General features: G+C 71.5%; 9 protein-coding genes and 2 pseudogenes. 2 read left to right on the forward strand and 9 right to left on the reverse strand.

Features of this window, described 5'->3' with window-relative positions; translation table 11 throughout:
- Positions 1-192: 192 nt before the first annotated feature.
- The 3 genes and pseudogenes from ACWDSL_RS30265 to ACWDSL_RS30275 all read right to left on the reverse strand — a co-directional run.
- Positions 193-996 carry a beta-galactosidase small subunit gene (locus tag ACWDSL_RS30265; protein ID WP_450490770.1) on the reverse strand — a complete coding sequence of 268 codons (804 nt, stop codon included), beginning with the start codon at positions 994-996 and terminating at the stop codon, positions 193-195.
- Between the two features lie 213 nt (positions 997-1,209).
- A pseudogene (locus tag ACWDSL_RS30270) lies at positions 1,210-1,362 on the reverse strand (beta-galactosidase domain 4-containing protein); the annotation flags it as partial.
- Positions 1,363-1,447: 85 nt separating this feature from the next.
- A pseudogene (locus tag ACWDSL_RS30275) lies at positions 1,448-2,887 on the reverse strand (glycoside hydrolase family 2 protein); the annotation flags it as partial.
- 328 nt (positions 2,888-3,215) lie between these two features.
- Between ACWDSL_RS30275 and ACWDSL_RS30280 the strand changes: the two are divergent.
- A complete protein-coding gene (locus ACWDSL_RS30280; RefSeq protein ID WP_450490772.1) occupies positions 3,216-4,007 on the forward strand; it encodes a MerR family transcriptional regulator in 792 nt (263 codons plus the stop codon).
- On the opposite strand, the gene ACWDSL_RS30285 is transcribed toward ACWDSL_RS30280, so the two are convergent.
- From ACWDSL_RS30285 to ACWDSL_RS30305, 5 genes are all read right to left on the reverse strand, one after another.
- Complete coding sequence (locus ACWDSL_RS30285; protein ID WP_450490774.1) at positions 3,997-6,207, reverse strand: 3-hydroxyacyl-CoA dehydrogenase NAD-binding domain-containing protein; 2,211 nt, start codon at positions 6,205-6,207, stop codon at positions 3,997-3,999. The two genes, ACWDSL_RS30280 and ACWDSL_RS30285, sit on opposite strands and share 11 nt — an antisense overlap.
- Before the next feature lie 44 nt (positions 6,208-6,251).
- Positions 6,252-7,466, reverse strand: coding sequence for an acetyl-CoA C-acetyltransferase (locus tag ACWDSL_RS30290; protein ID WP_450490776.1), 1,215 nt, complete (start codon positions 7,464-7,466; stop codon positions 6,252-6,254).
- 46 nt (positions 7,467-7,512) lie between these two features.
- Positions 7,513-8,646 (reverse strand): CaiB/BaiF CoA transferase family protein, encoded by a 1,134-nt coding sequence (locus ACWDSL_RS30295; RefSeq protein ID WP_450490778.1) that lies wholly within the window; start codon positions 8,644-8,646, stop codon positions 7,513-7,515.
- Between the two features lie 173 nt (positions 8,647-8,819).
- Positions 8,820-10,217: a sialate:H+ symport family MFS transporter gene (locus ACWDSL_RS30300; RefSeq protein ID WP_450490818.1), complete on the reverse strand. Its 1,398-nt coding sequence runs from the start codon at positions 10,215-10,217 to the stop codon at positions 8,820-8,822.
- A 50-nt stretch (positions 10,218-10,267) separates the two neighbouring features.
- Positions 10,268-11,206 (reverse strand): dihydrodipicolinate synthase family protein, encoded by a 939-nt coding sequence (locus ACWDSL_RS30305; RefSeq protein ID WP_450490780.1) that lies wholly within the window; start codon positions 11,204-11,206, stop codon positions 10,268-10,270.
- A gap of 186 nt (positions 11,207-11,392) precedes the next feature.
- Here ACWDSL_RS30305 and ACWDSL_RS30310 point away from each other — a divergent pair, with 186 nt between their 5' ends.
- Positions 11,393-11,887, forward strand: a complete 495-nt coding sequence (locus ACWDSL_RS30310) for a DUF1203 domain-containing protein (protein ID WP_450490782.1) — start codon at positions 11,393-11,395, stop codon at positions 11,885-11,887.
- A gap of 154 nt (positions 11,888-12,041) precedes the next feature.
- Here ACWDSL_RS30310 and ACWDSL_RS30315 read toward each other — a convergent pair whose 3' ends face one another.
- Complete coding sequence (locus ACWDSL_RS30315; protein WP_450490784.1) at positions 12,042-12,791, reverse strand: endonuclease V; 750 nt, start codon at positions 12,789-12,791, stop codon at positions 12,042-12,044.
- Positions 12,792-13,066 lie beyond the last annotated feature (275 nt).

Below are 13,066 nucleotides of genomic sequence, written 5' to 3' on the forward strand. Positions count from 1 at the left end.
GGGCCCGGCCGAGGCCGGGCCCGCGCCCGCCGTCACTCTCGCGTTTCAGCCGTGCTTCGACATAGGCCTCCACGGCCCTGTCCCGCTCGGACTCCCCCGCCCACTCGCGGCGCATGGCACTCCCCCGTCCCCCCGGTGCCACGTTCCCTCGTGCGTCTTCCTACACGCCGATGCGACGGGGGCACAAGACGTTCACCCGTTCGACGCATCCTCCTTCCCGGTGAGCGGGCGCAGCGTCAGGGTGTAGTCGTAGGGCTGGTCGGCCTTGACCCGGTACTGCTCGCGGACCGGGTTGGGGGTGTCGCCGGCGCCGGTGACCGCGTGGTCGGCGTGCAGGGTGTGCCAGCCCGCGTTGCGCTTGAGGAAGTGCGGATAGGCTGCGCGGTCGAGCTCGTCGTACGCGGTGGCGCCGGCCTCCAGGTCGCCCGAGACCAGCAGCCCGCGGCCGGCGGTGTCGGTGAGCGAGGCCCAGCGGACGTCGTCGTGGTTGCCTTGGTCCTGGGGCTTGAGATATTCGACGTACTGGTCCTGGACGGAGCTGGACCATACGCCCATGGGGGTGCCGTCCTTGCGGTCGTCGAAGTTCTCCACGGGGCCGCGGCCGTACCACCGGAAGGTGTCGTACCGCTCGGGTACCCGCAGTTTCAGGCCGATGCGCGGCAGATACGACAGCGTACGGAACGCGCCGCGCGCCTCGACCCGGTGCCGTACGCCGATCCGGCCGGAGCCGTCGACCCGGTAGTCGACGGTCTGCTCGAAGGACGCCCCGGTCACATCGGGCGCGGCGGCGGTGGAGCGGACGGTGACGGTGACCGTGCCGTCGTCCGCGGGGGTCACGTCCACCCCGTCCACGGTGGTGCGCAGCCGGTCGAGCCCGAGGGCGCGCCACCGCTTGCCCTCGGCGGTGCCCCAGTCGGAGCGTTCATTGCTGATCGGGGCGCGCCAGGCGTCCAGCTCGGGGCCTGAGCGCAGCAGCTCGCGGCCGCCGACGCGCATGGAGGTGAGCGTGCCGTCCTTCTTTCCGAAGGTGTAGCGGAAGCCCTCGCCGGTCACCTCCACGCTCTCGCCGCGATCGTCGGCCGAGGCAGAGCGCTCGGTATCGGTATCGGTGTCGGCGGGCGCGGCTGGTTCCGGCACCTTGTCGCCGCCCACCGCGAACTGGCCGAACGATACGACGTGTCCGGCCTTCGCCCAGTCGGTGTCCCGCGCGGTGACGGCCTGGACGGTGAGGTACCGCTCGTATCCGCCGGGGTTGGCGGGCAGGGCGGGCAGCTGGATATCCGCGCTGTCGCCGGGGCCGACGTCCAGCGCGCGGTCTCCGCTCGCGACGGTCTTCGCGCCCTGGGTGACCTTCCAGCGCAGCCTGAGGTCGCTGGTGCCACTGGTGGTACAGCGGCCGGGTGGGCTCGTGCCGCCGGGTCCATTCGGCCATGGCGTAGTGGGCCTTGCCGAGCCCGGCCTCGTTGCCGGTGTCCCACATGATGATGCTGGGGTGGTTCTTGTCGCGCTCGACCATGCCCTGGTGGCGGTCGAGGAACGCCTTCTGCCACTCGGGCCGCTCGGCCAGGCAGTTGTCGGGGCAGTTCTCGTGGCTGTGGGTCTCCACCTCCATCTCGTCGTCGATGAGGATGCCCTCGCGGTCGGCGAGCTCGTAGAGGTAGGGGTCCGACGGGTAGTGGGAGGTGCGGATCGCGTTGACGTTCAGCCGCTTCATCAGCCGGATGTCCTGCTCCATACGGGCGCGGGTGGCGTGCCGCCCGGTGGCCGGGTCGGTCTCGGCCCGGTTGACGCCGCGGATCAGGATGCGCTTGCCGTTCAGCTTGAGCTGCTTGTCCTTGACCTCGATCTCGCGGAATCCGACGTTCTGGCTGACGGTCTGCGCCGCCTTTCCGGCGGGGTCGCGCAGCGTCAGCTCCAGCCGGTAGAGGTTCGGCGCCTCGTCCGACCACTTGGCTGGGTCGGCTATCCGGGCGGTCAGCTCGGCCCTGCCGTCGGTCTCCTCGGCGGTCAGCCGCCGCACCTCGCGGCCCTTGGGGTCATAGAGCACTCCGGTGACCTGCCGCGGGCCGCTCTTGTCGTCGTCCGCGCGGTTGATTTCGATCTTGGTTTGCAGGGTCGCGTCCCGGTAGTCGTCGTCGAGGTCGGTGGTGATGTACGCGTCCTCCATACGGGTCCTGGGCGTGGAGTACAGCGTCACGGAGCGGAAGATGCCCGCGTAGCGCCACTGGTCGTAGTCCTCGAGATACGAACCGGCGCTCCAGCGGTGCACCTGGACCGCGACGCGGTTGGTGCCCGGGTGCAGATAGTCGGTCACATCGAACTCGGCGGGCACATAGCCGCCCTGGTCGTAGCCGACGTACCGGCCGTTGATCCACAGGAACCAGCCCGAGGTCACCCCGTCGAAGCGGATCACCTGCCGCCGGCCGTCCCAGCTCTTGGGCACCTGGATGTCGCGGAGGTACGCGCCGGTGGGGTTGATGTCGCGCGGGACCTTGGGCGGGGCGTCGGGGACCATCTCGCTCTGGACGTTCCGGAAGAGGGGGTGGTCGACGTCGTCGGTCTGCCAGGTGTGCGGCACCCGCACGCTCTTCCAGGCGGAGTCGGCGTGCGTGGCTGACGGGTGGTAGCTCTGCTTCCAGAAGCCCTGGGGCACGTCCTCGGGCCGGTCGGCGATGGCGAACCGCCAGGTGCCGTCCAGGCTGCGCTGCCACTTCTTCCGGTCCGGCCCGTCCGGTCGCAGCAGGGTGTGCGGGGGTTCCTGCCCCTCGCCGGTCATCTCCGGGTCTTCGAGGTACGTGTGCACATCGGCCGGGAACTTGCCCTCGTCCGGTCCTCTGCCCAGGGCCGTATCCGCCGTGGTCAGGCTCAGCCCGGCGGCCGTGGCCATCGCCAGCACCACGCCGAGCAGCCTGCCGAGGCCCCGTCTGGTGTTCCTGGTGCGCCTGGTGTGCCTGTTGCTGTTGTGTTTGCTGTGCTCAGTGCTCACTCCGACCCCACTTCACAGATTCGGAAGAAAACCAACACAGTTGAACAGCACCGCACGCTATTAAGTGACGTGTGAGCCGTCAACAGGAACGTCGTGCAGGGGGTGGACAGGGAGGGGCTTCACACCGATGGTGAGACAGCAATACTGGTGAACCCGACCGACAGACCGGGCCACCGGACCCGACCGACAGACCCGATCGTGCAGCAGGGCGGAGAGTGAGGCGCGGCGCATGGCGACCCCCGACACGGCCACCACCGACACCGAGGAACCGACGCTCACCGTCGACGAGTTGGCGGCCCGCGCCGGGGTGACGGTCCGTACGGTGCGCTTCTACGGCACCCGCGGGCTGCTGCCGCCGCCCGTACTCGGCCCGCGCCGCGTCGGCCACTACGGCCCCGAACACCTCTCCCGCCTCGCGCTGATCGAAGAACTCCAGCACCACGGCCTGACCCTGTCCGCCATCGAGCGCTATCTGCGGCAGCTGCCGCCCGACCTCAGCGCGGACGATCTGGCCATTCACCGCGCCCTGGTGGCCTCCTGGGCTCCCGACGCTTCGGAGGAGGCGTCCCGGGAGCAGCTGGCCCGCCGGGCCGGGCACGCGCTGTCGGAGGAGGACATCGACCGGCTGGCCGCGCTGAATGTGCTGGAGCGCACCGATGACCCGGACGTCTTCCGGATCGACCCCGGTGTGCTGCACCTGGGCATGCGGCTGCTGGAGGTGCCGATCGCGCTGGAGACGATTCTGGCGGCCCATACGGTCGTCCTCGAGCACACCCGGTCCGCTGCCCGTGAGCTGAGCAGGCTCTTCCGCGACGAGGTGTGGGGGCCGGCCCACGGGGACGGGTCCGGCCCTTCCGGCGCCGAGCGGGTGAAGGCCAAGAAGTCGCTGTCGGCCCATATGCAGCCGCTGGTGGTGCAGGCGCTGGTGATCGCCTTCCAGCGGTCGATGAAGAGCGAGCTGCGCGGTTGGTACGGGCAGGACGAGCCGCAGGCCCCGTCGGTCCCCGACGTCAGTCCATGAACGTCTCTCCCTTCGCGGCCTTGTCCAGCAGCAGCTCCGGGGGCGTGAAGCGGTCGCCGTACCGCTCCTGCAGCTCGCGTGCGCGCGCGACAAAGCCGGGCAGCCCGCCCTCGTAGCCGTTGATGTACTGCAGCACGCCGCCGGTCCAGCCGGGGAAGCCGATGCCGAGGATCGAGCCGATGTTGGCGTCGGCGACCGAGGTCAGCACGCCTTCCTCCAGGAGCCGGACCGTGTCGAGCGCCTCGGAGAAGAGCATCCGCTCCTTCATGTCCTCGAACGGCACCGCGGCATCCGGCTTGGTGAAGTGCTCGCGCAGACCGGGCCACAGACCGGTCCGCTCGCCCGTCGCCTCGTCGTACGCGTAGAACCCGGCGCCCCCGGCGCGGCCCGGTCGCCCGAACTCCTCGACCATCCGGTCGATGACCGCGTCGGCGGGGTGCGGCCGCCAGGTGCCGCCCGCTTCCTCCACGGCCCGCCGCGTCTCCTCGCGGATCTTGCGCGGCAGGGTCAGGGTCAGCTCGTCCAGCAGCGCCAGCACCTTGGCGGGGTAGCCGGCTTGGGCGGCGGCCTGCTCGATGGACGCCGGGTCGACGCCCTCCGCCACCATCGCCACGCCCTCATTCATGAAGTGGCTGATGACGCGCGAGGTGAAGAAGCCGCGCGAGTCATTGACCACGATCGGGGTCTTGCGGATCTGCCGCACCAGATCGAAGGCGCGGGCCAGGGCCTCGTCGCCGGTCCGCTCGCCCTTGATGATCTCGACCAGCGGCATCTTGTCGACGGGCGAGAAGAAGTGCAGCCCGATGAAGTCGCCGGGGCGCTGGACGCCCTCGGCGAGCAGGGTGATGGGGAGGGTGGAGGTGTTGGAACACAGAAGGGGGTACCCCCGAACGGAGTTTGGGGGAGTGTCGGGTGCGACGATACCCTCGATCTCCTGGAAGACCTTGTGCTTGAGCGCCGGGTCCTCGAAGACCGCCTCGATGACCGCGTCACAGCCGGCCAGATCGCCGGGGTCGGCGGTGGGGGTGATCCGGGCGAGCAGCGCGTCCCGCTCGGCCTCGGTCGTACGGCCCTTGGCGAGGGCTTTGTCGAGCAGGCCCTCGGAATAGGCCTTTCCCTTGACGGCGGCCTCCCGCGACACATCCTTCAGGACGACGTCGATGCCCGCCTTGGCGCAGGAGTAGGCGATGCCCGCGCCCATCATTCCGGCGCCCAGCACGCCCACCCTGCTCACCCGGCGCGGCGCGACACCGTCGGGCCGGCTGGCGCCGGAGTTGACCGCCTGAAGATCGAAGAAGAACGCCTGGATCATGTTCTTGGCGGTCTGGCCGGTGACCAGCTCCACGAAGTACCGGGCCTCGATGATCTGCGCGGTCTCGAAGTCGACCTGGGCCCCCTCGACGGCGGCGGCCAGGATGTTACGGGGCGCCGGGTAGGGGGCGCCGTTGAGCTGCTTGCGCAGATTGGCGGGGTAGGCGGGCAGGTTGGCGGCGAACTTCGGATGCGCGGGGGTACCGCCGGGGATCTTGTAGCCCTTGACGTCCCAGGGCTGCCGCGAGTCGGGATTCGCGTCGATGAAGACGCGGGCCTTGGCCAGCATCTCTTCCGGGGAGTCCACGACCTCGTGCACCAGGCCCGCCTTGAGCGCCCGCCGCGGGGCGTACTGCCGCCCCTCGAGCAGGACCGTCAGCAGCGCGTCGGCGACGCCGAGCAGCCGGACCGTGCGGGCGACGCCGCCACCGGCCGGGAGGAGGCCCAAGGTGACCTCGGGGCAGCCGATCTTGGAGCCGGGGGCGTCGAGGGCGATGCGGTGGTGGCAGGCGAGGGCGATCTCGAAGCCGCCGCCGAGCGCGGCACCGTTCATCGCGGCGACGACCGGCTTGCCAATGGTCTCGATGCGGCGCAGTCCGCGCTTGATCTCCATGCTCGTGTCGTACGCCCGCTGGGCGTCGTCCGGCCCGAGCTTGATCATGTCCTTGAGGTCGCCGCCCGCGAAGAAGGTCTTCTTGGCGGAGGTGACGACGATGCCGCGGATCGAGTCCCGCTCGGCCTCCAGACGGTCGGCGACCGCGGTGAGGGAGGAGACGAAGGCGGCGTTCATGGTGTTGGCCGACTGGTGGGGGTCGTCCAGGACGAGGGTCACGATGCCGTCGTCACTGCGCTCCCAGCGGATGGTGGACGCGGCGGTGGGGCTGCTCATGGTTCTTCGGTCTCCCTGGGAAGTCGTGGGGTGCGGGCCGGCGCTCAGACGCGCTCGACAACCGTCGCGATGCCCATGCCGCCGCCGACGCACAGCGTGGCGAGCCCATAGCGCTGCCCGCGCCGCTCCAGCTCATCGACGAGCGTGCCCAGGATCATCGCCCCGGTGGCACCGAGCGGATGCCCCATGGCGATCGCTCCGCCATTGACGTTGATCTTGTCCAGGCCGAGCCCCATGTCCTTGGCGAAGCGCAGCACGACGGCCGCGAAGGCCTCGTTGATCTCGACCAGGTCGATATCGTCGATCGTCAGCCCGGCCTTGGCGAGCGCCTTGCGGGTGGCGGGCGCGGGTCCGGTCAGCATGATGGTCGGGTCGGTGCCGCAGACGGCGGCGGAGACGATACGGGCGCGGGGCGTGAGGCCGTAGCGCTCGCCGACCTCGGCGCTGCCGATGGCGACGAGGGCCGCGCCGTCCACGATGCCGGAGGAGTTTCCGGCGTGGTGGACATGGTCGATGGCCTCGATCCAGTGGTACTTCTGCAGCGCCACGGCGTCGAACCCGCCCACCGCGCCGATCGTGGCGAAGGACGGCTTCAGCCCCGCCAGGGATTCGGGCGTCGTCCCCGGGCGGATGTGCTCATCGCGGTCGAGGACGGTCAGGCCCGAGCGGTCGCGGACCGGGACAACCGAGCGGTCGAAGCGGCTCTCCTTCCATGCGAGCGCGGCGCGCTCCTGCGAGAGCGAGGCGAACGAGTCGACGTCATGGCGGGAGAAGCCCCCGACGGTGGCGATGAGGTCGGCGCCGACGCCCTGGGGGACGAAGCCGGTCTCGTAGTTGGTCATCGGATCGGCGAACCAGGCCCCGCCGTCGGAGCCCATCTTGACCCGCGACATCGACTCGACGCCGCCCGCCAGCACCAGGTCCTCCCAGCCGGAGCGGACCTTGGCCGCCGCCAGATTGACGGCTTCGAGGCCCGAGGCACAGAAGCGGTTCTCCTGGACGCCCGCGACCGTATCGGGGAGGCCGGCCGCGATGGCCGCGATCTTCGCGATATCGGAGCCCTGGTCCCCGAGGGGGCTGACCACACCGAGCACGACGTCGTCGATCGCCGCCGGGTCAAGACCTGGCAGCCGCCGCTGGATCTCGTGGATAAGGCCCACGACGAGCTCCACCGGCTTGGTGCCGTGCAGGGCCCCGTCGGCCTTGCCGCGCCCCCGCGGGGTGCGGATGGCCTCGTATACGTACGCTTCGGTGCTCACGTCAGCAGCCTTTCGGGGGGTGTCGGACAGGCAGAGAGAGCGCGCTTCATAGGGGGCTCTCCTGCGGAAAGGGCGGCACGCCCCAGTCGCGGGCCACCTCGGCGGCGTCCGCCCCGGGCCGGGCGGGCGGGCGGCGCACCGCGCCCGGGGTGGCGGAGAACCGCGGGGCGGGGGCGGGCTGGGTGATGCCGCCGTGGTCGACGAAGGTGGCGCGGGCGGCCAGATGCGGATGGCCGGGGGCCTCGCGGAGGGAGAGGACGGGGGCGACGCAGGCGTCGGAGGAGGCGAAGACGGCCGTCCACTCCTCGCGGGTGCGCTGCTTGAAGCGGTCGGCGATCAGGGTGCGCAGCTCATCCCAGCGGTCGAAGTCGCGGCGGCCCGGCGCCCGGTCCGCGATCCCCAGGAGCTCGATGAACTCGGCGTAGAACTTGGGTTCGAGGGCACCGACGGCCATATAGCCGCCGTCCGCGGTCTCATAGGTGCCGTAGAAGGGGGAGCCGCCGTCGAGAAGGTTGGCGCCGCGCCGGTCCTGCCAGCCGCCCGCCGCCATCATGCCGTGGATGACGGCGGTCAGATGGGCCGTGCCGTCCACGATCGCGGCGTCCACAACCTGGCCCTCGCCCGAGGTGCGGGCGTGCTGGAGGGCGGCGAGGACGCCGATCACCAGATAGAGCGAGCCGCCCGCGTAGTCCCCGAGGAGATTCGCGGGGACGGCGGGCGGGCCGTCCGGCGCGCCGATCATGCCGAGCGCGCCGGTGACCGCGATATAGCCGATGTCATGGCCTGCGGTCTCGGCGAGCGGGCCCTGCTGGCCCCAGCCGGTCATCCGCCCATAGACCAACCGGGGGTTGCGTGCCAGGCAGGCGTCGGGACCCACGCCCAGGCGCTCGGCGACGCCCGGGCGGTATCCCTCGACGAGGATGTCGGCGCGCTCCACGAGATCGAGCACGGCCGCCTGGCCCGGTTCGGTCTTGAGGTCGAGCAGCACCGAGCGCTTGTTGCGGTTGGCCAGGTCGTACGCCGGGTCGACCTTCAGCCCGCCCGTGCCGCCGGGCCGGTCGACGCGGACCACATCGGCGCCGAGGTCGGCGAGGAGCATCGCGGCGAACGGCCCCGGCCCGATCCCCGCGAGCTCCACCACGCGCACCCCCGCCAACGGGCCGTGCTCTGTCGCCGCCATGCCGTCCCCAAACCGTATGACACCACTGCTGTAACACCGCTGATGCTAAGAACGCGCCCGGCATTCCACAAGCCCCCACCGCGAGCCTGTGGATAACCGGGCGGGCGCTCAAAACACCTCGCTCACCAGGCATTTGACCGCCCGAGCCGGACGGAGCGCGGGCCGCCGGCCCCTCAGCCGGCCCTCTCCACGCTAACGGCAGACGCCGACAACGGCCGCTCGGGCACGAGGTGGTCATCGGGTGCGTCCGGGTCGGTGAGCCGGGCTAGACGCTGGGGAACATTGCCGCCGACCAGCACGATCACCACCAGGGTGAGCCCGAAGGTGAGCACCGCCAGCGCCCGTCCGAGGGACATGCCCTCCGCCAGGTGGGCGCCCAGCACCGGCGCGACCGCGCCGCCGAGCGCCCCGGCGTTGTAGACGAAGCCGAGTGACGCGGCCCGGGTCTCGGTCGGGAAGTGGCTCGCGATGTACTTGGGCAGGATCCCGGAGATCCCCTGGCTGAGGGCGAGCAGGAAGAACAGCAGCACCCCGAGCCCGACCAGGCTGTTCTGCACCGCGAACACCGGGAAGACGAACGCCAGCGAGGCCAGGAGCGTCAAGGCGTACGCGCGGCGGGTGCCCAGCCAGTCGCCCATGAACCCGGCGAGCCAGCAGCCGGCCATGGTCCCGAACCCGGCGTAGAACATCATGTCCGCGACCTCGCCCGGGTCGTAGCCCAGCTCCTTCTTCAGATAGGTGGGCAGCAGCGCCTGGATGGGCCAGCTGTAGAGGAACGCGCAGAACACGGTGCACATCAGCGCCATGTACAGCACCCAGCGCCGCCGCCCGCCGAGCTGCGCGGCGAAGGCGAACAGACAGCCCGCCGCCACCAGCGCCAGCGGCCACACCATCCCCTCGCCCACCGGGGTGAAGACGCAGAACAGCGCGACGCTCGCGGCGACCGCCAGCCCCGTGTTCAGCGAGGCCCGGCCGCGCCCGGCGAACAGCGGCCGGAACGGGTTCGGACGCGGCCCGCCGCCGGTCACCTCGCTCCAGTCCCCGCTCTCCGGGAGCGCGCGCCGCACCCACAGGGCCACGAACACGGGCAGCACCCCGATCCAGAACATCCAGCGCCAGCCCCAGTGGGGCACGACCCACTTGTAGAGCTCGGCAGCGATGATCGAGCCGCCCGCGAACCCGGAGATCAGAAAACCGGAGGCGCGGTTGCGCAGCCGGGCCGGCCAGCTCTCCAGGGCGTACGTCGCGCTCGCGCTGTACTCCCCCGCCATCCCCATGCCGATCAGCAGCCGAGCGGTGAACAGGCTGAAGTAGTCCCATGCGAAGCCGCAGGCGAAGGTGCCGAGCGAGTAGAGCAGAATGCTGACGACCATGGCGGGTCTGCGCCCGTAGCGGTCGCCCAGCGCACCGAGCAGCGCACCGCCGAGCCAGCGGGTGATGAACGCCCCGGAGACCAGGGAGGCCGCCGAGGCGTCGCTGAGGTCGAACTCGTCGGCTATCTCCGTCAGGACCAGCGTGATCAGGACGAAGTCGAAACCGTCGAGCAGATAGCCGATCCAGGCGGCGAACATCGCCTTCCACTGCCGGAGGGAGACTTCCCGGTACCAGGGCAGGGGTGCGGTCACGGCAAGAGCCCTCCATATTCCAGAAGTTGACGGACTGACTTCACAGCGGCGTCGCCCAGCGGCACCTGGGGAGGGGCGGTGGCCGGGCAGTCGATCACGCCCAGCAGATGCAGGGCGGCCTTGAAGGCACCGAGCGCGGAGGAGCTGCCTCCCATGGCGGCCGGGTCGCCGACGTCGGTGATGGCGAAGAGCGCGGCCAGCCGGTCCTGCTCGGCCGCCGCCCGCTCCCAGCGGCCCGCCCGCGCATGCTCGTACAGCCGTACATAGCCCTCCGGGTCGACGTTCCCCAGGCCCGGGACGACCCCGTGCACCCCCGCCAGCAGCGCGCCGTCCACGGCCAGCTCGGAGCCGGTGAGCACCGAGAAGGAGTGATGCAGCTCGCGCCGGCGCACCTCGACCAGGAGGCGGCGCAGCGCGCCGTCGTCCCCGCTGCTGTCCTTGAGCCCGGCCAGCGTGCCCTCGGCGGCGAGCGGGAGGACGGTGGCAGGCGTGAGCTTGGTGTGGACGGCGGCCGGGATGTCGTACGCGAAGAGCGGCAGACCGGCGCCGCCGCGGATGCGCCGGAAGTGGTCGGCGATCTCAACGGGGTGGGTGCGGGTGTAGAAGGGGGCGGTGGCGACGAGCCCGTCCACGCCCGACTCCACCGCCGTACGGGCGTGGTCGAGCACCCGCTCGGTGGTCATGTCGATCACCCCGGCGAGCACCGGCACCCGCCCGGCCGCGGCCTCGGTCACGGTCTCCAGGACGGCGCGCCGCCGGCGGTCGCTCAGATAGGCGGCCTCGCCGCTGGACCCGAGGACGAACAGACCGCTGACTCCGGCGCCGATCAGCCGCTCGGCGAGCGCGGTGAGGGAGCGGGTGTCGACCTCGCCGGAGGGGGTGAGCGGGGTACAGAGAGGTGGGACGACACCGGTGAGCGGGGTCGGCAGACTCATCGAGAACCTGGCCTTCTGACGATCGTACGAATATTTCGGTCATTCAGGACGTCGGACGTCCCATGTTCGAGCTGAATCTGACGGAGCGCCAACACGGTGTCAAGCCCCCGGACACGTCGTCGTCCCTCCAGCGCGCCGTCCGAATCCCGCCAGCGCCGGGCGGCCCCGACGACCAGCATGGACGGCATGAGCGAGAACTACGAGATCCGGGCCATCGCGCCCGAGGTACTGAAGCAGCTGCGGATCAGCGACGACGCGGGCAACCCGCCGCGCATGGTGGTCGACGAGGAGGGCGACAACCCGCTGCGCTGCTGCCTGGGCCGCAGCCGGCCGGGCGAGACGATCGCGCTCGTCTCATACGCCCCGCTGCGCCGCTGGGCGCTCGAGACAGGCGCCACGCCCGGCCCGTACAGCGAGCTGGGCCCGGTCTTCATCCACATCGAGGACTGCGGCGGCTGGCCGGGCGGCGGCTACCCGGACGCCATGCGGGGCGAGCGCAGGGTGCTGCGGGCGTACTCCGCCGAAGGCGCCATCCTCAGCGGGCTGCTGCTGAACGGCGGGGATCTGACGATCGAGGAGGGGCTGGCGGAGGTCTACCGGAATCCGGAGGTGGCCGCGGTGCACGTACGCGCCGTGGAGTTCGGCTGCTTCCACGCGGAGACGCGGCGCACGGCCCGCTGAGCGGCGCTGCGCGCGTACGGGGGTGGCGCGCAGAGGGCGCGTGCGCCCGGGGGCGCCTGGCGGGCGCGGTTTACGCGCCCGTTGGGTGCGTTCTACGTGGCTAGTGCGTTCTACGTGGCTACTGGGCGCGGCTTACGCGCCTGGTGAGTACGGCTCACGCCCCCGCCAGCGCCCGGCGGCACAGCGCGTCGGCCCGCCGCGTGGTCTCCGGCAGCCGGTAGTCGCGGGCCAGGTGCAGCGCGTACGCGCAGGCGTCCGCGAGGGTCACCCGGTGGCCGACGGAGACGAAGACCGGCTTCACGCCGTCCTGGGTGCGCAGCGCGCGCCCCACCTCCTCCGCCCCGTCCAGGAGCGGTGACCACTGCCCGCGGCGCCGGCCGGGGGCGTCGTGGGTGAAGGTGAAGGGGTTTTTGGCCACGCCGATGGTGGGCAGCCCGGTCAGCACCCCCAGATGACTGGCCAGCCCGAAGCGGCGCGGGTGGGCGAGGCCGTAGCCGTCGCAGACCACGACGTCGGGGCGGTGGCCGAGGCGGTCCAGGGTGCCCAGCGCGTCGAGGACGGCCGGGATCTCGCGGAATGCCAACAGGCCCGGCACATAAGGGAAGGTGACCGGGCCGACCGCCGTGGCCTCCCCCACGACCGCGAGGCCGCGCGGGTCGAGCGCGACGGCGGCCGCCGCGACCACGCCCCGCTCGTCGTCGTACGCGACGTCCACGCCCACGACGGCGCCCGCGCCGCCGCCCGGCGCGGGCAGGTCGCCGCCCACCAGGACGGAGCCGCGCAGCCGCTCCTGGACGGCGGCCGCCTCGGCCTCGGTCGTGGGCCAGCCAGGCGGGAGTTCGTAGCTGGGCCCGGGGGCCGAGGTGTGCTCGGCGCCGGGCCCGGGGGCGGAGGTGCTGGTCATGGTGTGCCCCACGCTACTAGCGTCTCGGACGAGCTCAGGTTTTCCTGGGTGAACCTGGGCGGGCAGGTCTGCCCGGGAAAGCGGCCCGTAGTGCGGTGCAGGGGTTGGACTCCTGCGGGAGCCGCGTCTGGCCGCCGCTGGATGCGGCGGCGGTGCTCATCGTCTGCGGTGCCTGCCGCCTGTGGCGCCCCTGGCTGGGGCGGTTCGGTGGCTGGGGCAGCCGCCCCGCCGGACGCTTGCCGCCCGGTGTGGACCCGGGCGGGGCGGGGACCCCG

Source organism: Streptomyces sp. NPDC000941 (assembly GCF_053599555.1).

Excerpts from the sequence above, each read along its gene's own strand:
- ACWDSL_RS30305 (WP_450490780.1), bottom strand. The coding sequence starts at position 11,206 with ATGAGTCTGCCGACCCCGCTCACCGGTGTCGTCCCACCTCTCTGTACC.
- ACWDSL_RS30295 (WP_450490778.1), bottom strand. The coding sequence starts at position 8,646 with ATGGCGGCGACAGAGCACGGCCCGTTGGCGGGGGTGCGCGTGGTGGAG.
- ACWDSL_RS30310 (WP_450490782.1), top strand. The coding sequence starts at position 11,393 with ATGAGCGAGAACTACGAGATCCGGGCCATCGCGCCCGAGGTACTGAAG.
- ACWDSL_RS30280 (WP_450490772.1), top strand. The coding sequence starts at position 3,216 with ATGGCGACCCCCGACACGGCCACCACCGACACCGAGGAACCGACGCTC.
- ACWDSL_RS30300 (WP_450490818.1), bottom strand. The coding sequence starts at position 10,217 with ATGTTCGCCGCCTGGATCGGCTATCTGCTCGACGGTTTCGACTTCGTC.
- ACWDSL_RS30265 (WP_450490770.1), bottom strand. The coding sequence starts at position 996 with ATGCGCGTCGGCGGCCGCGAGCTGCTGCGCTCAGGCCCCGAGCTGGAC.
- ACWDSL_RS30285 (WP_450490774.1), bottom strand. The coding sequence starts at position 6,207 with ATGAGCAGCCCCACCGCCGCGTCCACCATCCGCTGGGAGCGCAGTGAC.
- ACWDSL_RS30315 (WP_450490784.1), bottom strand. The coding sequence starts at position 12,791 with ATGACCAGCACCTCCGCCCCCGGGCCCGGCGCCGAGCACACCTCGGCC.